Raw genomic sequence first — 19,301 nt, 5'->3', positions numbered from 1 at the left:
GGCAGTGTTCACGCAAATCCTGAATGACGGGTACGCAAGGCCCGTGCCAGAGCGGCCAGGCTACGTATGTAGTCATCAAGGACGCCAATCGCGAGCAGGCTCGCTCCCACAGGGGGAACGCGGTGTAAGTGTGGGAGCGAGCCTGCTCGCGATAGCGGTAGAAAGGCTAGGCAAAAACACCTGCCTAGCCGGTGTTTTAGAAGAAGCCCAGCGGATTGATGTCGTAGCTGACCAGCAGGTTTTTGGTCTGTTGGTAGTGGTCGAGCATCATCTTGTGGGTTTCACGGCCGACGCCGGACTTCTTGTACCCGCCGAACGCGGCGTGCGCCGGGTACAGGTGGTAGCAGTTGGTCCACACACGACCGGCCTTGATGGCGCGGCCCATGCGATAGGCGCGGTTGATGTCGCGGGTCCAGAGGCCGGCGCCGAGGCCGAACTCGGTGTCGTTGGCAATCGCCAGGGCTTCGGCTTCGTCCTTGAAGGTGGTGATGCTCACCACCGGGCCGAAGATTTCTTCCTGGAACACACGCATCTTGTTGGTACCCTTGAGCAGGGTCGGCTGGATGTAATACCCGGTCGCCAGGCTGCCCTCGAGTTTTTCCACCTTGCCGCCGGTCAGCAGTTCGGCACCTTCGCCCTTGGCGATTTCCAGGTACGACAGGATCTTGTCGAATTGCTGCTCGGACGCCTGGGCGCCAACCATGGTGTCGGTGTCGAGCGGGTCGCCACGTTTGATCTGGCTGACTTTCTTCATCACCGCTTCCATGAACTGCGGATAGATCGACTCCTGAACCAGTGCGCGGGAAGGGCAGGTGCAGACTTCGCCCTGGTTGAAGAACGCCAGCACCAGGCCTTCGGCGGCTTTTTCAATGAAGCTTGGCTCGGCCTGCATGATGTCTTCGAAGAAGATGTTCGGCGACTTGCCGCCCAGTTCCACGGTGGATGGAATGATGTTTTCGGCGGCGCACTTCATGATGTGCGAGCCGACCGGGGTCGAGCCGGTGAAGGCGATCTTGGCGATGCGCTTGCTGGTGGCCAGGGCTTCGCCGGCTTCTTTGCCGAACCCTTGCACCACGTTGAGCACGCCCGGCGGCAGCAGATCGCCGATCAGTTCCAGCAGCACGCTGATGCCCAGCGGAGTCTGCTCGGCAGGCTTGAGCACCACGCAGTTGCCGGCGGCCAGGGCCGGGGCGAGTTTCCACGCGGCCATCAGGATCGGGAAGTTCCACGGGATGATCTGGCCGACCACGCCCAGCGGTTCATGGATGTGATAGGCCACAGTGTTGCCATCGATCTCGGCGGCGCTGCCTTCCTGGGCGCGCAGGCACCCGGCGAAGTAGCGGAAATGGTCGGCAGCCAGCGGGATGTCGGCGTTGAGGGTTTCGCGGATGGCTTTGCCGTTGTCCCAGGTTTCGGTGATCGCCAGGGTTTCGAGGTTCTGTTCGATGCGGTCGGCGATTTTCAGCAGGATCAGCGAGCGGGCCTGGGCGGAAGTGGAACCCCAGGCATCGGCAGCGGTGTGGGCGGCGTCCAGGGCCTTGTCGATGTCTTCGGCGGTGGAACGCGGGAATTCGGCAATTGGCTGGCCATTCACTGGCGAGGTATTGGTGAAGTACTGACCTTTGACAGGCGCGACGAACTCGCCGCCGATGTAGTTACCGTACTTGCTCTTGAACGAGACTTTGGCGCCTTCAGTACCGGGGTGAGCGTAACGCATGATGATGTTCTCCTTGGCTTTGTACTTATTAGAGAAACGCGCATGAGCGCTTGCTATAAGCGTAGAGCAAAGGTCGGGCCACTGCCGTGCAGGTCAGGCAAATCAAGGCCTTGCGTAATTTGTGTCAGACAAGTGGCAAGCGCCTGTGACGGTATCGGTACAGCTCGGGTGACAGTTTGTACCGCTTGTGGCACAACCCGTGACCGGGCGGTCTTGCCAGCATTGCAAAGACCGGTTGGCTGGAGGATGCTGGGCACCACTTCACGCATGGGCCGATGAGCCTCGGGGAGAATAATAAGAAATGCACGACAACCATTTGAGTCGCCATGCCCAGCAGGTTCTCACCGTCACCCAGGGCAAGCCGCACCTGCATGGCCCCGGTGCCGACCCGTCGATTGCCCGTTCGTGGCTGCGTTGTCTTGAGGACTATCACCTCGACCCGGCCCTGAGCATGGCGCCGACCGTACTCGAACACGGTCGAATCCTCGAAAGCCGCGAACGGCTGCAACAGGTGTTGCAGATTGCAGGCAATGAAATGAGCAGCCTGCATCAACAACTCTCCGGCGCCGGCCACGCGGTACTGCTGACCGACGCGCGCGGGGTGATCCTCAACTGCGTCACCGCTCCCGCTGAACGCAAGATTTTCGAACGCGCCGGCCTGTGGCTGGGTTCCGACTGGAGCGAGGCCTGCGAGGGCACCAACGGCATCGGCACTTGCCTCGTTGAACGTCAGGCCCTGACGATTCATCAGGACGAACACTTTCGCGGCCGTCACACCGGCCTGACCTGCTCGGCGAGCCCGGTGTTTGACCCGCACGGCGAACTGCTGGCGGTGCTCGACGTTTCCTCGGCTCGGCATGACGTATCGCGCCAGAGCCAGTTCCACACCATGACGCTGGTCAATCTGTCGGCGAAGATGATCGAGAGCTGCTATTTCCTGCGCTGTTTCGATAATCAATGGTTGTTGCGCTTCCATCTCCAGGCCGAGTCCGTCGGGCTGTTCAGCGAAGGGCTGCTGGCGTTTGACGGGGATGGGCGGATCAGCGCGGTCAATCAGAGCGCATTGAATTTGCTCGGGCACATTCGTGGCGGCTTGCTCGGCAAACCGGTTGAGGCGTTTTTCGATTGTTCGCTGGATGAATTGCTCGGGCGTGCCAGTGCCAATGCCAGCGCCAGCTGGCCGCTGCGTACTCGCGACGGGCGGCATCTGTTTGCGGTGCTGCGTGGCGAAACCCGTCGGCCGCTGCCGGTAGCGCCGGTTCCCGCGCCGGTCGAAGCACCGCGTCTTGCAGGCATTTGTCTCGGTGATGCGGCGTTGCAGGCGGATTTTCGCAAGTCGTTGCGGGTATTCGAGCGTGACGTGCCGCTGCTGATCAACGGTGAAACCGGCTCCGGCAAGGAAGCATTCGCCAAGGCTGTGCATAACGCCAGTCAACGCGCCGGCAAAGCCTTCGTCGCCCTCAACTGCGCGGCAATTCCCGAAAGCCTGATCGAGAGCGAGCTGTTCGGCTATCGCGGTGGCAGTTTCACCGGCGCGCGCAAGGACGGCATGCGCGGCAAGTTGCAGCAGGCCGATGGCGGCACGCTGTTCCTCGATGAAATCGGCGACATGCCGCTGGCCTTGCAGACCCGTCTGCTGCGGGTGCTGGAGGACCGGCAAGTGGTGCCCATTGGCGGCGAGCCGGAAGCGGTCAACGTGCGGATCATCAGCGCCACTCACCGCAATCTGCTGGAGCGGGTCGGCGATGGCAGTTTCCGTGAAGACCTGTATTACCGGCTCAACGGACTGGAAGTCGCGTTGCCGCCGTTGCGCGAGCGCAGTGACAAATCGCAGCTGCTGGATTTTCTGCTGGCTGAAGAGGCGGGCGGGGAAAAGATCCTGATCGAAGAACCGGCGCGCCAGGCGTTGCTGGGTTTCAACTGGCCGGGCAATGTGCGGCAGATGCGCAATGTGCTGCGCACGCTGGCGGCGTTGTGCGATGAAGGGCGGATCGGATTGGAGGATTTGCCGGCGATGTTTCGGCAGGTGCAGCCGCTGTTGGTCAAAGCCGATGAATCGTCGTCCGAACATCCATTGGAAGATGCCGAGCGGCTGGCGTTGCTCAATGCGCTGGAACACACGCGCTGGCATATGACCCACACGGCGCAGCAGCTCGGCGTGAGCCGCAATACGCTTTATAGAAAGCTGCGCAAGCACGGGATCGCCCGAACCGCCTGAATACTCCTGCCGATCGTTCCCACGCTCTGCGTGGGAACGCCTCCCCGGACGCTCCGCGTCCGCTTTTGGACGCAGAGCGTCCTGCGCTGCATTCCCACGTGGAGCGTGGGAACGATCAGGGTCGGGTGATCAGCTAAAGAGTGCGATTTCCCCCTCCCTGCGCTAACCTGCGGCCATGTTTTACGAGGTCGACTATGCACATTCATATTCTGGGTATCTGCGGGACTTTCATGGGCTCGATGGCGGTTCTGGCCAAAGAGCTGGGCCATCACGTGACCGGCTCCGATGCCAACGTCTATCCGCCGATGAGCACCCAGCTCGAAGCTCAGGGTATTCAGCTGACCCAGGGTTACGACCCGGCGCAGCTTGATCCGGCGCCGGATCTGGTGGTGATCGGCAACGCCATGTCCCGCGGCAACCCGGCGGTGGAATATGTGCTGAACAAAGGCTTGCCTTACGTGTCCGGCCCGCAGTGGCTGGCCGACCATGTGCTGCAAGGTCGCTGGGTGCTGGCGGTTGCCGGTACGCACGGCAAGACCACCACCAGCAGCATGCTCGCCTGGGTGCTGGAACATGCCGGCATGAGCCCGGGTTTCCTGATCGGCGGCGTGCCGCAGAATTTCTCGGTGTCGGCACGTCTGGGCGGCACGCCGTTCTTCGTGATTGAGGCCGACGAATACGACAGTGCGTTCTTCGACAAGCGTTCGAAGTTCGTCCACTACCGTCCGCGTACCGCGATCCTCAACAACCTTGAGTTCGATCACGCCGACATCTTCCCTGATCTGCCGGCCATCGAACGTCAATTCCATCACTTGGTGCGGACCATCCCGAGTGAAGGCCTGGTGATTCACCCGACCACCGAACCGGCCTTGCAGCGTGTGATCGAGATGGGCTGCTGGACACCGGTGCAAACCACCGGTGCCGGCGGTCAATGGCAGGTCAAGTTGCTGAAAGACGACGGCTCGGCGTTCGAAGTGATGTTCGAAGGCGTATCCCAAGGCGTGGTCGAGTGGGAATTGACCGGTCAGCACAACGTTGCCAACGCCTTGGCGACGTTGGCAGCCGCGCGTCACGTCGGTGTTGTTCCGTCGATGGGCATTGCCGGGTTGAGCGCGTTCAAGAGCGTCAAGCGCCGTATGGAGAAAGTCGCGGAAGTGCGCGGCATCACTATCTACGATGACTTCGCCCACCACCCGACCGCAATTGCCACCACCCTTGATGGCCTGCGTAAACGCATCGGCGATGCGCCGCTGATCGCGATCATCGAACCGCGCTCCAACTCGATGAAGCTCGGCGCGCACCGTGACGGTCTGCCGGACAGCGTGGTCGATGCCGATCAGGTGATCTGGTACGCACCGGCCAATCTCGGCTGGGATCTGGCAGGCACTGCCGCGTTGTGCACCGTGCCATCGATCGTCAGCGATTCGCTGGAAGGCATCATCGAACGCGTGAAAAGCCAGGCCCAGCCCGGCACCCACGTGGTGATCATGAGCAACGGCGGCTTCGGCGGCCTGCACGGCAAACTCGCCGAGGCGCTGAAATGAACAGTCGTTTCGAGAGCAACGGCCCCGAACGCATCACGCTGGCGATGACCGGCGCGTCCGGCGCCCAGTACGGCTTGCGCCTGCTGGATTGCCTGGTGCGCGAGGATCGTGAGGTGCATTTCCTGATTTCCAAGGCCGCGCAACTGGTAATGGCCACCGAGACCGACGTGTCGCTGCCGGCCAAGCCGCAAATGATGCAGGCGTTCCTCACCGAATACACCGGCGCGGCCGCCGGGCAGATCCGCGTGTACGGCAAGGAAGACTGGATGTCGCCGGTGGCCTCGGGCTCCGGCGCTCCGGCGGCCATGGTGGTGGTGCCGTGTTCGACGGGCACCTTGTCGGCCATCGCCACCGGCGCCTGCAACAACCTGATCGAGCGGGCGGCGGACGTGACGTTGAAGGAGCGGCGCCAGTTGATTCTGGTGCCGCGCGAAGCGCCGTATTCGAGCATTCACCTGGAACACATGCTCAAGTTGTCGAACATGGGCGTAACCATCCTGCCAGCCTCGCCGGGCTTCTATCACCAGCCGCAGACCATCGATGACCTGATCGATTTCGTGGTGGCGCGGATTCTCAACCTGCTGGGCATCCCCCAGGACATGCTGCCGCGCTGGGGCGAACACCATCTGAGCAGCGATGAATAAGCTGCTGGCGATCCTGCTGGTGTTGCAACTTACTGGCTGCGCCACGGCGCGCACGCTGGATGCCGCCAAGCCCGGCGCGCCGGTGGTGTATTCCGGCACCCGGCTGGATCTGTATGCGATGAATGGCGGATGTTGCGCGATGGATCGATTCGGCGCCGAGGCGCCGAGTTACCCCGGTGTGGATCTGCCGGCCAGCGCACTGCTCGACACGCTGCTGTTGCCGTTGTCGTTGCTGACGGTGATCGGCGTGGGGTTCCAGGCGACTGGCGGACTCTAAAAAGATCGCAGCCAATGGCTGCGATCTTTTGTTTTTACTTGCCGAGTTTTCTCAACTCGTCCGATTCGACGATCCGCACACCATCCTGCTCCTCCAGCGCCAGCCGCCACATGGCCCGGGCCAGTTGGCAGGCTTCGATGCCGCGGTATTTGCCGGGAATCAGTTTCGAGAACGGTGCGGCAAGCTGCTCGCCCAGGCGCGGCTCGCTGCGTTCGCCGAGCAACAGCGATGGCCGGCAAATGGTCAGCTGCGGCCAGTCCTGCGCACGCAATGCGTACTCCATCTCGCCTTTGACACGGTTGTAGAACACCGAGGACCGGCGGTCGGCCCCCAGGGCACTGATCACGATCAGGTGCCGTGCGCCCATTTCCCGTGCGCGCTTGGCGAAAGCTACGACCATGTCCAGATCCACGGCGCGGAACGCTTCTTCGGAGCCGGCCTGCTTGATGGTGGTGCCGAGGCAGCAATAGGCGATGTCGACGCGACCCGCCAACTGCGGCAGGAAGGTCTGTGGGTCGCCGACCGGGTTTTCCAGATGCGGATGTTCGGCCAGCGGCCGGCGTGAGGGGGCAAGGACACGGCTGATAGTTGGCTCGTTGAGCAGGCGGTCGAGCAGATGTTCACCGGTCAGACCGGTGGCTCCGGCAAGCAAGACATGCTGAGGCGTCAAGTACATAGTGTCTCTCCCTTGATACTGTTCAGCTTAGTTGCTGTTTGTCGCTCCGTCGTTCAATGCAGCACTTTGCAATGCTTTTCTCGCTTGCTGTTTACGCAGCAGTTGCCAGTGCGCCAGTACGGTTTTCGGCGCCCAGATTTGCGGTTCAGAGGCTTCGAAACTGTCCGCCAGTTCCCGTTCGGCAACGGTGGCCTTGGCCAGTTTGAAGGCTTGCTCCAGGTCGTCGGTCTGGTTCAATGCCTGGGCAAACAGGGCGTCGCCGAAGTAGGTGAAGTTGGCCTCCTCGGAGCAACCGAACGACACGCGGTCGGCGCGTGAGGCGGTCATGATCAGCGTGCGTTCGTCCTTCAGCGCCGGAATGAAGCCGCCGGAATAGCACGAAGAGATGACAATGATCTTGTCGCGGTTCTTCAGCGGCGCCAGCACGGCGGCGAGTTCGTCGGCGGGCAGGTCGGCCAGTTCCATGCGCGGCTGGTCGAGTACCAGTTCGTGCTCGGCGGTGCCGTGGCTGGTCAGGTAGATGAAGACCAGATCTTCCGGACCGCTGCGTTCGGCCAGGGTTTGAGCGGCGCGACGCAGATTTTCTCGGGTGGCCATCGGTCGGTCGCCGAGGTGGTCGCGGTGGTTGACCAGGCGAATCTGGCCAAACGCGCCGAAACGGCTGGTGAGCATGTTGGCCACGTAGTCGGATTCGCGCAGGAACACGCTCTGCTTGCCATCGCCGCCGAGGGTCAGGGTGTACAGCTCAACGGCCGGGGTCGAGGCCGGCACATTCGCCAGTGCCTCGTCGAGCAGGCGACCCTGGGCCAGCAGGCCGAGTTCGAGGGTGTCCGGCAGCAATTTGCCGTCGGCATCGCGCACTCGCTGGCCGTTGATCCAGGTGCCGCTGAGCACGCTGCCATCGGTGAGCACCAGGGTGCCGCGTCCTGAATAGCTGTCGCTGTCGAACCCGCCGACGTAGAAGCTGCCATCGGACAGGTTCAGGCGACCCTGACCGCTGAAGCGCCAATCATTGAAGTAACCGATGTAGTGGCTGCCGTCGGCGCCGATCAGTTCGCCCTTGCCGGTCAGCGCGCCTTCCTTGAACTGCCCGAGCCAGACATCGCCATCGGCGTTTTCGTAGCGACCCTTGCCGTGCAGTTGATTGTTCTTGAAGCCGCCGACGTAGATGTCGCCGTCGGCACTGTTGAACGTGCCGTTGCCTTCGAGCTGGCCGTTGACGAAGTGGCCGGTGAACTGATTGCCGCTGGCATCGCCGCGCTGGCCTTCGCCGTTGGGTTTGCCGTGGGCGAACTGGCCCTGATAGGAACTCCCGTCATCCAGCTCGAGGCGGCCGAGCCCGGAATACTGGTCGGCCTTGAATTCGCCGCGATAGGTCATCGCGTTTTCTTTAAGGGTGCCTTCGCCGTCACGTCGGCCCAGCTTGAAGCCGCCGGTGTAGCTGCCGGCCGTGGTGGTCAGCGTGCCCTGGCCGTCGAACAGCCCTTGCTGGAAGTTGCCGCGATAGACCTCGCCATTGCTGCCGTGCCATTCGCCCTGGCCATGCCATTGCCCCTTGTCGAACGCCCCGGCGTACCAGCTGCCGTTGGGGTAGTCGACCCGGCCCTGGCCTTGCAGCAAGCCATCGACCAGTTCACCACGATAGCGGCCGCCGTCGGGCAGGCGCGCATCCGGCGGCAACAGCGATTCGCCGTCGCCACACGCGGCCAGCAAAAGGGTCAAGGCAAGGGGAGCAAGAGGGGCGAATGAGCGCATAGCGGGATCCGGGCAATTAGGCGACCGAGTATGCCGCAGCTATGTGACCTTATACAGCCGGCAGGGAAGAGCGGATGCGAAACAGCGTGAGCCGCTTCGCATCCAGGCGCTTAAACGAAGCAGAGCGACAGCGGTTCGGCGATGTAGGCCGGTTTGTCCGAGCCTTCGATCTCCAGGGTGGCGGTGGCCTTGAGCAGCCACTGGCCAGGTTTTTTCTCGGTCACTTCACCCAGATCGACCTTGAGCCGGACTTTGGAGTCGACCTTGACCGGCTGGATGAAACGCACGCTGTCCAGGCCGTAGTTGACCACCATCTTCACGCCTTGCGGCAGGATCAGGATGTCTTCCATCAGTTTGGGGATCAGCGACAACGACAGGAAACCGTGTGCAATGGTGCTGCCAAATGGCGTTTGCGCGGCTTTGACCGGATCGACGTGGATGAACTGATAATCCCCGGTGGCTTCGGCGAACAGGTTGATGCGCTCCTGATCGATGGTGAGCCATTCGGAACGTCCGAGTTCCTTGCCGACATAATCTTTGAGCTCTGCAACGGGAACATAGGGCATTGAGACTCTCCTTGGGTTCATCGGTTTTATAGTTTTTCAGGTGGGGGATTTGACCGCCCTGCGAACCACTGTAGATCATCATGGCGATTTGCTCAGGTCAACCGACCATGCTTTTGGCGAATGCCGGTTCATAGCGCAGGCGTGCTTATAATGCGGGCGACCTGCGGGGTGAAAAGTAAGACGGAGATGTCGGATGTTGCTACGTGGCCTGACCATGCTGGTGCTGTTTCAATTGCTCGGCACGGCCCTCAATCATTTGCTGTTGCCGGTGCTGCCGGGGCCGATCATCGGCCTTTTGCTGTTGCTGGCATTCCTGATCGTGCGCGGTGAAGTCGGCGAGCCGCTGAATCTCGCCGCCGGCAGCCTGTTGCGTTATTTGCCGTTGTTGCTGGTGCCGCCGGCGGTGGGTGTGATGGTCTACGCCACGGCGATTGCCGCCGATTTCTGGGCCATCGTCGGGGCGTTGGTGGTGTCGCTGATTCTGTCGATGGCCTTCGCCGGCGTGCTGATGCAACGGCTGGTCAAGCGTCACGCGCCGCACTCGGAGGAATCCTGATGCTGTTCGACTGGCAAGGTGCCTGGGCTTCGGTGATTCACCATCCCCTGTTTGGCATCGGCATTACCTTGGGGGCCTATCAACTGGTGCTGGCGGCGTTCGAGAAAACCCGCTGGATCTTTCTGCAACCGGTACTCGTCTCGATGTTGCTGGTGATCGGCGTGCTGGTCGGCTGCGGCCTGACCTACGCCGAGTACCGCAAAAGTACGGAAATCCTCAGCATTCTGCTGGGGCCGGCAACCGTGGCGCTGGCCGTGCCGCTGTATTTGAATCTGCGGCGCATCCGCCAATTGTTCTGGCCGATTTTTACTACGCTGGTGATAGGCGGCGTGGTCGCCACGGGCATGGGCGTGGCGCTGGGCTGGTGGTTCGGCGCCGATCACATGATTCTGATGACCATGGCGCCCAAGTCGGTGACCTCGCCGATCGCCATGCTGGTGGCCGAGCAGATCGGCGGTGTCGCGGCACTGGCGGCGGTGTTCGTGTTGATCACCGGGGTGATCGGTGCGATCTTCGGCCCGGCGCTGCTGACCCGCCTTGGCGTGCACAGCCCCGAGGCGCGCGGTATGGCGCTGGGCATGACGGCGCATGCGGTCGGCACGTCGGTGGCGTTGCAGGAGAGCGATGAATGCGGCGCCTTCGCGGCGCTGGCGATGAGTCTGATGGGCGTGGCCACGGCGGTGTTCCTGCCGTTGGCGGTGTCGATGGTGGTGTAAGGAAATGTCTATGAGTCTGCCGCTTTTTCCGCTGAACACGGTGCTGTTTCCCGGCTGCAATCTGGATTTGCAGATCTTCGAGGCGCGCTACCTGGACATGATCGGCCGTTGCATGAAACAGGGCGGCGGATTCGGTGTGGTGTGCATCCTTGAAGGCACTGAGGTCGGCGTGGCGCCGGAAGGTTTCGCCATGGTCGGCTGCGAAGCGCGGATCACCGATTTCCAGCAGCAGGACAACGGACTGCTGGGGATTCGTGTGCAGGGCGGGCGGCGCTTCATCGTGCAGAGCACCGACGTGCAGCGCGATCAATTGATCATGGCCGAGGTCGAGTGGCTGGACGAAGAACCCGAACAACCGTTGCAGGATGAAGACGCCGATCTGGTGGCGCTGCTCAAGGCCCTGGCCGAGCACCCGATGGTCGAAGCGCTGAACATGGGCACTGAAGCGGTTGGCCAGCAATCGCTGGCCAACCAGTTGGCCTACCTGTTGCCCTTTGCCGAAGAGGACAAGATCGACCTGCTGCAACTCGACGATCCGCAGCAGCGACTGGATGCGATCCAGGCGTTGCTCGATGAGTTGCAGGGGGAACTGTTTGCGTAAGGCCGGCTGAGCGGTTCCGTTACTCGGGCCAGACGATGTCGCCGGCGAACCACTCCTTGCCTGGGTCCAGTGTCAGTATCGGCTTGCCGGCCTTGGCGACCTTGTCGATCAGCGCGTCATATTCATGCTGGTTGTAGGCGCCGCGATGGGTACGCTCTTCAATACTCGAAGAGGTGAACCAGGGGTCTATTCCTGCCTCAGCCACATCGTCGACTTTCGCCGCCCGTGTATGGGTTGAGTCGAGCAGCCAGAGTCGGCTGGACTCGATGCCCTTTTTCGAGGCGGAGATAAGCGCTTCAAACTCATCCTGAGGAAACCACGCGCCATTCTTCTCAGCGGATAGATTGAGTAGCTGGTTTTCTTCCCTGAGCACGACTTCCATTTTTCGCGTGTCGATGATGTAGGCGAAGATGAAACTCTGGTTATGTCGAGTCGTTTCGTAGTTGCGCTCGGAATCGAGTTCCACGTCAGAGGCATCAGACCACTCGTTATCGGATTCGCCGGAATCAGGGTCAGGCTTACCGGTTTTTTTGCCGGGGTATTTGTTCTTCTGGTTGTTGTAGAGCAGGTATTCCGGATCCGGCGGATTTCTGCCATTGCCGCCATACTCGTGGAGCAACTTCAGACTGACCGTTGCGCTGATCGGCTTTTGGGTGGTCGCTCCCTGCGGATGTTTCCAGCGCGGCAGCATTCTGCCGTCGTTATAAAACTCGAACGGCGTTCGCTCATCTGCCCGGAACAAACCGGGAATATCAAGGCGGTACAGGCAACCGCTGTTGTTGCGCAGGTAACCCAGACTGGCTAGAAACCCGTCGAGAAACGGCCGGCTCAGGCTTTGGTCGAAGTCCAGCAGATCGCCGCGCCAGAGCTTGCCGTTTCTTGTCGGGATGATCAGCGGCTCGATTTCCTGACGCAGTTGATCGAAGCGCCCCGGGTCGTTTTCGTCGAGCGAGCGCAATCGGTGCTGCTCCGCCCACTGCGGCATTTGCTGCGGGTTGTCGAGCAGATCCTTGCGCAGCTGCACATGCTGCACGGGCGAAAGATTGTAGCTGCGCAGATGTTCAGTCACTTCATCAAGCGTCTTCTGAGGATGCAACCAGCGCAAACCATCCATGATCAGATCCTGTCTGGCATTGCCGGTCACCATCGGTTTGACCCAGTGCGGCCGACTGCCACCGGTCTGGCCTTCTTCCCGCAAACGCGTGATGTCCTGGCCGTGAATGCCGTATGCCTCCCATATCTGATGGTCCTTCCAGGCTGTCAGGTGGGTGGGCGAACCATTGAAACCGGCCGGCGGTTCGTCAACCTGAACCCAATAGTTGTCAGGACCCTTGAATCCGTAAAAATAATCGGCGTTCGGTAAGCTGGAAAAAAATTCCTGCCGTCGGTAATAACCTTGGGTATCAACCTGTACCCAGTGAGGCATGGGGGCCAGGTGCATACGTGACAAAGGCCGGAAATGTTGCGGTTGTGAAGTGGTCGTACGCTTGATTTGTGTGTCGCCCTGATCAGACGCAGGACGTTTGGCCAATGGTGCTTTCGGCGGTTGATCGGCAAGGTGCCATGTTGTTTCGCCCGGATCTCTGCGGATCAGCGGGCCGGGTGCCAGTTTCCTGTACAGATCGGTTACCCGATAGGCGGCGTGGACTGCGTCGAACTCCACATGCACGGTGCCGAGGTCCTGTATATCGACGAAACGGCGTCCGACGACAAAGCGAAAACCATCGGCGTCCGCTGGCTGCATGTTGCGCAACAGCGCCTGGTTCAACAGGTAACCGGTCAACCCGCCGCTTGTTACGGGCCGGGCATCCGGCAGGTCGGATATCTCGACCCTGGGCGGGGTGCCGCTGGCGGCCGAGTGACTGCCGGAACCCTGCTCGGGTGTAACGACAGGTGGGGTGGGAATATCCGGGTGTGGTCGATGCCGTACCGGTATTTCCACCTCCGGACGCGGTCGATTGACGAACGTGTCCGTTGGCGTTTGCGAACTCACTCTCGAAGAGTTTGATGGCGGGGGTGTTTTGGGGCGCATCGTGTCATTCCTTGACGATTGATGTGGTTAGCGGGCCGCGACTCAGTTCGCGGCCGTTATGGCGGCAACCCTGTTTTCGATGATCAGGTGTTCGGGATCGACCAGACGCGTGGGAGCGCCGTTGGCTGTCCACTTGCCTGTTGCCGCGTTGTAGAAAATCTCTGCATGAGGTGCGTCGGACAGATGAATGTTTTCGATAAGAACGTTATCGCTTTCCAGCATCTGTCGGCGTTTATGGTCGTTCACCAGGACGACGATTGCCTGGGTCGATCCGCAGGACGAGGCGTTGACGCTATGCAGACCAATCACCTCGAACAGTGCATTGACCCGGTACCGATCTCCCGATGTAACGATCACGTCGATGGTTTCCAGGGGCAGCGAAACGTCGTTGGTGTCGGGCAGATGAACATGAAGGCTGCCGATCTTCAGCAGGTCATCCTTGATGGAAAGATGGCTGTCGTTGATTTTTTCCTTCATCTGGTGCGCATGAATGTGCCAGGTCGATGAACCCCGCAGGTTCGCGTCCGCTTCGGCGGTGGACAGGCGAATGGACAGGTTGCTGGACGGGTACAGCGCATAGGTCGAGGATCGTCCTTCCAGCCAGTAGCTCGTGTTGTGATCGATGGCTTTGAAATCGATGCGTTGCGGGGTATTCCTCAGGGTTCGCTTTTCGACAGAGGGTTTGACGAACAGGTAGGTACCGGCACGCTCTCGCAGTGAGGCATGGCTTGCCACCGATCGATAGCCCGGGTTCCTGGCGTCGTCCAGGCAGACATTGGCCGGATAGTCGAGGGCATAGGAAACACCGTCACGCATGACCAGGGTGAAGGCGTGATTCATCTTCCAGCCCGCGGTCAGGATCCCCGCGCCGCTGTCACTTTTTTTTCCCGTATCTTCGATGACGGCACCGTGCACCGAGAGCAGCCCTGCACCCGCACCGAAAGCAATCCTGAAGTGGACATCGTCGTAGTCGAGCACGGTAAATGCATTTGTCTGTCGGACTGTAACGGTATAGACGGCCTCGACATCGGCAATGTCCTTGCTGTCGAAGTCGATATAAAGCGTACTGCGCCCGCCATTGCTCTGCGGTGCTGCCTTCAGGACGGTGTGGTAGTTGCGTCTGGAGACGAAGTAGAACGAGTGCGCTTTGGTCGGCGGTATGTTGACCGGGCTGTTGAGCTGCACCGGGGAGGGCTTGGCAAGGCCGGCAGTGAGGACGTTGACACGCAGGGGGCGGTCGCTCTGGTCCGCAATCTCGGCGGGCCATTGAGGTTGCAGGTGGTAACCGTCCTGCGTGATGAATATCCATTTGTCGTTGTTCAATACGCGCTTGCCATCGACGGTCCGGTAAACCGCTTCGAGCACGAGGGCGCGCAGCGGAGATCGGGGATGGTCGTCGCGCAATGATTCGACGACCAGGGCATGAGTCCGAATGGTCCAGCTTTGAACGGCCTCGAGGGTGACACCCAGATAGACCCTGCTCGGCTCCAGACCATCCTCAGTGACGAGGATCTGGCGACTCAGAGGGTCGAGTTGGTAGATATCGTTACCGCTACCGCCGTCAACGCTGACGAAGTGGCCTCGAACTGAAATGTGGTCATCCCCTGCACCGGCATTGACCTGATCCTGCCCGTTGGCGGTAATGACGTCGGCCTGATCCGATCCGTTGACCCGGTTGCGGGCACCGGCCAGGGTTTCGACTTTCTCGATGGAACTGAACGTGGAATGCAATACCGGTTCGATTGCGGGGTTTGCTGAACGCAACCCGAGCCTTCCGGTTTTCATGTCGATGTCGTAACCGAGGTAAAGCGGTGGATTCGGGATGTGATCCAGATGCCTGTGAGTGCCTTGAAGCCAAAGCAGGTCGGTACCGTCTCCCCCTTGCAGATGATTCGCGCGGACCTCTGCGCGAGAGAGTGCATCGCCGGCGGACTGAAAGAGAAACGAATCGTCCTTGTCGCCGCCGGTGAGGGATTTGTCGCCGGCGCCGTAACTGAAAAAGTTCGGTTTGTCGCGCACGCCTTGTACCGTGTCATTGCCTCCACCCAGATTCCAGAACACCCCTTTGGCAGTGTCAGTCTTCAGGCTGGTCACGATGGCATCCGAGTCAGGCAGACCGGCTCGTGCATCGTAATGGTCATCGGTTTCGACGATGACTGGCAGGTTTTCAGTGACATAGGGTAATTCGCCCTTGGCCTCATCCCATTGATACCGTGAGAGACGAGTGGGCTGAAGCCTGACATCGAATCGGCCATTGACGATCGCGTCGACACTGTCCTTGAGTTCATTGTCCAGCCAGCGCAGGCTTTGGGTTTTCAAGGCCTTGGCATAGTCGCTGGTGGTTTTCGAGATCAGATATCGCTCCATCAGCGCCTTGTCCTGGTCCTGCCCGGTGAAGGCGAACCAGCCGGCACGCCAGCGTTCGTTCACGGACAGTTCGATGTAATCGTCGATGTCGTCGACAGCCCGGACGGCGCCGTAGATTCTGGCACCGACAATCATGATGGCCGCCGCTGCGATACCCACCGGGCCGGCTGCCTGGAAACCTGCCAGTGCCGCGCAACCCAACGCGAGGGAGAGCGCGGCGCTGAATACACTCAATCCCCCGGTCACGTAGAGATCCTGCGCCTCTTTTCCCTGGGCCTTGGCGGCATCGTTGAAGGATTTGATCGCGGTGTAGATGTCAAAGGGCAGTGTCAGCGCACTGGCGATCAGGCCTGCCCCCCGGCACAGCCATTTGCCCATGCCGGTCTTGCCGAAGTGTTCGATGGCCATCGATCCCTGCCGGATCATGTGCTCGCCTGTCCTGCTCAAGGCGTACTCGAATCCCAGCGAGGTTATCTCCGCAATGCCGCCGCCGACATTGATCAGCACTTCCCCCATTTGGCCTTTCTTGAGAGCGTCGATGGCGCCGGTATACGCGCTGTACAGTCCGTAGGCCTGCAACCCCACCCCCATGCTGGTCATGCTGCGACTCTTGGCCTTGTCTACCCAGCTGGGCAAATGATCCGGCAGCGGGTCTCTGCGAATGTCCAGACGTTGTGTAGCTTTCAGCAGACTGTTGATCTTGTTCATCGCTGGCGCGGAATCGCCGGCGGCCATCTCGCGCATCAGCGCTGGGGCATCGGGTGAACGTTGCGTGACAATCTCATACAGCAGTGGCGCAACTTTCTGGCCTTCTTGCGTATTGACTGATTTGATGCGCTGCTCAACTTCGGCCGGATCGAACTCCAGTGCGTCGATGAATGTTTGATCGGGCTCGGGGAAATAGGAGTTGGCGGCTGTGATGACCTGCCCGTTAAGCCGTCCGCCCAAGGCTCTCAGTTCCTCGCGGGTAACGGTCATCTCACCGATACGCAGGGGGCCGAACAGGCTGTCTGTTTCATGCAGGCTGGGTGTGCGATCGATCGGAGAGGGAGTGTCGGTCTCATTGTTAGTTGATGAATTACTTAGGTCGGAAATAACAATTGCGGCTGTAGGATAAGTTTCCGAAGTTTTTTCGAACGGGATAGACAAGATCAATACTCTTCCATGAGGTAATGAGTATTCAATCTGTCATGCAATAAATTTTTGGCCAGGCTTAATGTTTTGCCAATTATATTTATGGTTGTCGGTTTATCGCGATGACGAATGTTGTCTTTTTTACTTGGAGCAAGCTTGGCGGTGACGTATTTGTCGAAACAGCAGCGTTTCAGTTCAGAAACAGGACTGATCGCCGCTTGCGGATTCGCCCCGAAGGAGAATCCGTCAAGCGTCGGATGCGGCTCAATAGGCGTATCGAAGCAGGGTGTGTGGCAGGTGTCGCAATACGAAGAAGCCAAATAGAGCGACCAGAGCTGGCAAAACCAGCCACCAGACTTTCTGCGGCATTGCACCAAGAGGTGCATGACGTTGACTGAGCCACAGGCCCGCTGCGCAGACACAGGCGGCGAGCATGGCGCCGGCCAGGACATCCGTTGGCCAGTGCGCGCCCAGATATACCCGTGACAGGGCAATTGCCAGCGCCGGTATGCAGCCGAGCAACAGCCAGGTGAGGCGTAGCCGTGGCGGTTGTCCGCGTCCGGCCAGCACGGCGAGCGCCAGGAACAGCGCGAACGAGCCCGAGGCGTGGCCGCTGGGCATGCTGTAACTGGTGAGTGGGTCAGTCAGCACTTCCGGGCGTACCCGGGCGAAAAACAGTTTGGTCCCGGTGTTGGCCAATGCCGTTACGAGCAGGGTGCCGCCGACGAAGATCGCGTGTCGCCACTGACGACACAGCAACAGCAGCGCTGTCAGCAGGGCACTGAACAACAGCATGTTGCGGAACTCACCGATCAGGGTGAAAACCACTGCCACTTCATCCAGCGCCGGCCTGCGGTGCTCCTGCACCAGGGTCATGACGCCCTGATCGAGGGCGGTCAGGTATGGAAAACCGATGAACAGGCCGATCAGGATCAACAAGCTCATGCTGCTGATCCAGACCGTCGCCCGCCGATGACGGCGCAGGCTGCTGTTGGCGCTCAGGCCGACCATCACCGCGATGCTGCCGGCGACAATCCCGGCCTGCAGCCAGAAGCCTTCCGGCAAGGGCAGGCGAATCGCCGCCCCGGTGGCCCAGCCCGGCAGCAGATAGGCGAGGCTCCAGCCGGCCGCCGCCAGCAGACTCACGGCGGCGAAGCGCGGGAAGGGCATGTCGCACATACCCGCGACCATCGGCAGCATCGGTCGCAACGGGCCGATGAAGCGGCCGACCAGCAGGCTGGCGATGCCGTAGCGTTGGAAGTAGGTTTCCGCGCCGGCCATCCACTCCGGGTGATGGCGCAATCCCGGCAAGCGCCGGATGTTCTGGTGGAAGTGGCGGCCGAGGAAATACGAAATCACATCACCGAGAATCCCGCCGAGGAAACCCAGCAACAGGGTTTCGCTCAACGACAGGGCGCCGCTGCCGGCCAGCACCGCCACGGCAAACAGCAATACCGTGCCGGGCACGATCAACCCGGCAATCGCCAGGCATTCCACGCAGGCCACGACAAACACTGCAGCGGCCAGCCACTGCGGATTGGCGGCCAGCCACCCGGTCACGCTATCGAGCCATGGGCCCATACAAACCACTCCATTTCATTGATGTCCCTGATCGGCGAGCCGCAGGGTGTGCGTTCACAGCAGAAAATAATCGCGACCTTCGACCTGACCCCGGCGCAGCGGGTTCCGCGTGCACCACTGGGCGTAAGCCGCATCGACGAAGCGATACATCAAGTGTTCGTCGCGGCCATGGGGAATGCCCAGGCGGGTGGTCTGAATTACGTGGGTCGGCGCAGGGCCGGTGTCTTCCACCAGCAGAATTTCGTGGTCGAAGCGCTTGGCATCCCACACCGGCACTTTCAGTCCCAGCGCCTTGCACAATAAGGTCTGTCCGGCACAGAGCTTCTGCGTGTGACGCGGGCGACCCTGAGCATCGGGATTGTTCAACAGCATCTGCGCCAGGCTGGCCGGGCCGCTGATCTCGTCGACCCACGGATAGGCCGATTTGATCAGCACCGCATTGCCCGGACCCTGCGCACTGAAGTTCAGCGAATCGCCGCCACGGGCGTAGTACATATAGATGTGGCCGCCGTCCAGAAACAAAGCCTTACGCTTTTCTGTGTAGCCGAGGGACGCGTGGCTGCCTTTTTCCTCGCGGTAATAGGCCTCGGTTTCGATGATTCGGGCACTGAGCCACAAGTCACCGACCCGATGGCGAATGACTTTGCCGAGCAGATCCTTGGCCAGCGTCTGGGCGTCACGGTCGAAAAAGGCGTCCGCAAGGCCGACAGGCTGGCGCGCGGAGGTGGCGCGAACGGTCAGGTTGGACATGGCAAACAGTGTTTATCCAGGCGGAGGAGGTCGTGATGATAACAATTCAAGGCTTAATCCCGGCTGAACGTCGGCAAATCGCCGTCCATTTCGACCATCCGCCCGTCACCGCTGTTAGTCCCGGGACGCGACAGCTATAATCTGCCGCTTTCCTCTTTGCCAAGACC

At 60.7% G+C, this 19,301-nt stretch carries 15 protein-coding genes; 7 read left to right on the top strand and 8 right to left on the bottom strand.

What is annotated here, in order from left to right:
• Positions 1-196: 196 nt before the first annotated feature.
• A complete protein-coding gene (gene exaC, locus ACEN93_RS13195; protein WP_285412251.1) occupies positions 197-1,717 on the bottom strand; it encodes an acetaldehyde dehydrogenase ExaC in 1,521 nt (506 codons plus the stop codon).
• Positions 1,718-2,018: 301 nt separating this feature from the next.
• Here exaC and ACEN93_RS13190 point away from each other — a divergent pair, with 301 nt between their 5' ends.
• From ACEN93_RS13190 to ACEN93_RS13175, 4 genes are all read left to right on the top strand, one after another.
• Entirely contained in the window at positions 2,019-3,935 is a 1,917-nt protein-coding gene (locus tag ACEN93_RS13190; protein WP_495611492.1) for a sigma-54-dependent Fis family transcriptional regulator, read from the top strand.
• A 194-nt stretch (positions 3,936-4,129) separates the two neighbouring features.
• Entirely contained in the window at positions 4,130-5,479 is a 1,350-nt protein-coding gene (mpl, locus tag ACEN93_RS13185) for a UDP-N-acetylmuramate:L-alanyl-gamma-D-glutamyl-meso-diaminopimelate ligase (RefSeq protein ID WP_007958628.1), read from the top strand.
• The gene (gene ubiX / locus ACEN93_RS13180; protein ID WP_236190113.1) at positions 5,476-6,123 is read left to right on the top strand and encodes a flavin prenyltransferase UbiX; all 648 of its coding nucleotides are present in this window, start codon (positions 5,476-5,478) and stop codon (positions 6,121-6,123) included. The genes mpl and ubiX overlap by 4 nt, the downstream gene beginning before the upstream one ends.
• Positions 6,116-6,400 (top strand): YceK/YidQ family lipoprotein, encoded by a 285-nt coding sequence (locus ACEN93_RS13175; protein WP_074691595.1) that lies wholly within the window; start codon positions 6,116-6,118, stop codon positions 6,398-6,400. The genes ubiX and ACEN93_RS13175 overlap by 8 nt, the downstream gene beginning before the upstream one ends.
• Before the next feature lie 34 nt (positions 6,401-6,434).
• On the opposite strand, the gene ACEN93_RS13170 is transcribed toward ACEN93_RS13175, so the two are convergent.
• The 3 genes from ACEN93_RS13170 to ACEN93_RS13160 all read right to left on the bottom strand — a co-directional run bounded on the left by ACEN93_RS13170 (position 6,435) and on the right by ACEN93_RS13160 (position 9,397).
• Entirely contained in the window at positions 6,435-7,076 is a 642-nt protein-coding gene (locus ACEN93_RS13170; RefSeq protein WP_007958634.1) for an oxidoreductase, read from the bottom strand.
• A 27-nt stretch (positions 7,077-7,103) separates the two neighbouring features.
• The gene (locus ACEN93_RS13165) at positions 7,104-8,831 is read right to left on the bottom strand and encodes a C13 family peptidase (protein WP_074691593.1); all 1,728 of its coding nucleotides are present in this window, start codon (positions 8,829-8,831) and stop codon (positions 7,104-7,106) included.
• 110 nt (positions 8,832-8,941) lie between these two features.
• The gene (locus ACEN93_RS13160) at positions 8,942-9,397 is read right to left on the bottom strand and encodes a MaoC family dehydratase (protein ID WP_085668083.1); all 456 of its coding nucleotides are present in this window, start codon (positions 9,395-9,397) and stop codon (positions 8,942-8,944) included.
• Between the two features lie 193 nt (positions 9,398-9,590).
• Between ACEN93_RS13160 and ACEN93_RS13155 the strand changes: the two genes are divergently transcribed.
• The 3 genes from ACEN93_RS13155 to ACEN93_RS13145 are packed head-to-tail and all read left to right on the top strand — an operon-like array spanning position 9,591 to position 11,270.
• A complete protein-coding gene (locus tag ACEN93_RS13155) occupies positions 9,591-9,953 on the top strand; it encodes a CidA/LrgA family protein (protein ID WP_039771873.1) in 363 nt (120 codons plus the stop codon).
• Complete coding sequence (locus ACEN93_RS13150) at positions 9,953-10,669, top strand: LrgB family protein (protein ID WP_007958637.1); 717 nt, start codon at positions 9,953-9,955, stop codon at positions 10,667-10,669. The genes ACEN93_RS13155 and ACEN93_RS13150 overlap by 1 nt, the downstream gene beginning before the upstream one ends.
• A 10-nt stretch (positions 10,670-10,679) precedes the next feature.
• A complete protein-coding gene (locus tag ACEN93_RS13145) occupies positions 10,680-11,270 on the top strand; it encodes an LON peptidase substrate-binding domain-containing protein (protein ID WP_074691591.1) in 591 nt (196 codons plus the stop codon).
• 19 nt (positions 11,271-11,289) lie between these two features.
• Here ACEN93_RS13145 and ACEN93_RS13140 read toward each other — a convergent pair whose 3' ends face one another.
• The 4 genes from ACEN93_RS13140 to ACEN93_RS13125 form a co-directional block, all read right to left on the bottom strand.
• The gene (locus tag ACEN93_RS13140) at positions 11,290-13,053 is read right to left on the bottom strand and encodes a hypothetical protein (RefSeq protein WP_495611491.1); all 1,764 of its coding nucleotides are present in this window, start codon (positions 13,051-13,053) and stop codon (positions 11,290-11,292) included.
• A 291-nt stretch (positions 13,054-13,344) separates the two neighbouring features.
• Positions 13,345-16,818 carry a calcium-binding protein gene (locus tag ACEN93_RS13135; protein WP_495611490.1) on the bottom strand — a complete coding sequence of 1,158 codons (3,474 nt, stop codon included), beginning with the start codon at positions 16,816-16,818 and terminating at the stop codon, positions 13,345-13,347.
• 249 nt (positions 16,819-17,067) lie between these two features.
• A complete protein-coding gene (locus ACEN93_RS13130) occupies positions 17,068-18,384 on the bottom strand; it encodes a bifunctional DedA family/phosphatase PAP2 family protein (protein WP_103385491.1) in 1,317 nt (438 codons plus the stop codon).
• Positions 18,385-18,438: 54 nt separating this feature from the next.
• Positions 18,439-19,134, bottom strand: coding sequence for a DNA-3-methyladenine glycosylase (locus tag ACEN93_RS13125; protein WP_490840864.1), 696 nt, complete (start codon positions 19,132-19,134; stop codon positions 18,439-18,441).
• Positions 19,135-19,301 lie beyond the last annotated feature (167 nt).

This window comes from Pseudomonas sp. Pseusp21 (assembly GCF_059492145.1).
Note: the sequence above shows the minus strand (reverse complement) of the source record. Positions and strands in the feature narration are given on the sequence as shown.

Excerpts from the sequence above, each read along its gene's own strand:
- exaC (WP_285412251.1), bottom strand. The coding sequence starts at position 1,717 with ATGCGTTACGCTCACCCCGGTACTGAAGGCGCCAAAGTCTCGTTCAAG.
- ACEN93_RS13190 (WP_495611492.1), top strand. The coding sequence starts at position 2,019 with ATGCACGACAACCATTTGAGTCGCCATGCCCAGCAGGTTCTCACCGTC.
- mpl (WP_007958628.1), top strand. The coding sequence starts at position 4,130 with ATGCACATTCATATTCTGGGTATCTGCGGGACTTTCATGGGCTCGATG.
- ubiX (WP_236190113.1), top strand. The coding sequence starts at position 5,476 with ATGAACAGTCGTTTCGAGAGCAACGGCCCCGAACGCATCACGCTGGCG.
- ACEN93_RS13175 (WP_074691595.1), top strand. The coding sequence starts at position 6,116 with ATGAATAAGCTGCTGGCGATCCTGCTGGTGTTGCAACTTACTGGCTGC.
- ACEN93_RS13170 (WP_007958634.1), bottom strand. The coding sequence starts at position 7,076 with ATGTACTTGACGCCTCAGCATGTCTTGCTTGCCGGAGCCACCGGTCTG.
- ACEN93_RS13165 (WP_074691593.1), bottom strand. The coding sequence starts at position 8,831 with ATGCGCTCATTCGCCCCTCTTGCTCCCCTTGCCTTGACCCTTTTGCTG.
- ACEN93_RS13160 (WP_085668083.1), bottom strand. The coding sequence starts at position 9,397 with ATGCCCTATGTTCCCGTTGCAGAGCTCAAAGATTATGTCGGCAAGGAA.
- ACEN93_RS13155 (WP_039771873.1), top strand. The coding sequence starts at position 9,591 with ATGTTGCTACGTGGCCTGACCATGCTGGTGCTGTTTCAATTGCTCGGC.
- ACEN93_RS13150 (WP_007958637.1), top strand. The coding sequence starts at position 9,953 with ATGCTGTTCGACTGGCAAGGTGCCTGGGCTTCGGTGATTCACCATCCC.
- ACEN93_RS13145 (WP_074691591.1), top strand. The coding sequence starts at position 10,680 with ATGAGTCTGCCGCTTTTTCCGCTGAACACGGTGCTGTTTCCCGGCTGC.
- ACEN93_RS13130 (WP_103385491.1), bottom strand. The coding sequence starts at position 18,384 with ATGGGCCCATGGCTCGATAGCGTGACCGGGTGGCTGGCCGCCAATCCG.
- ACEN93_RS13125 (WP_490840864.1), bottom strand. The coding sequence starts at position 19,134 with ATGTCCAACCTGACCGTTCGCGCCACCTCCGCGCGCCAGCCTGTCGGC.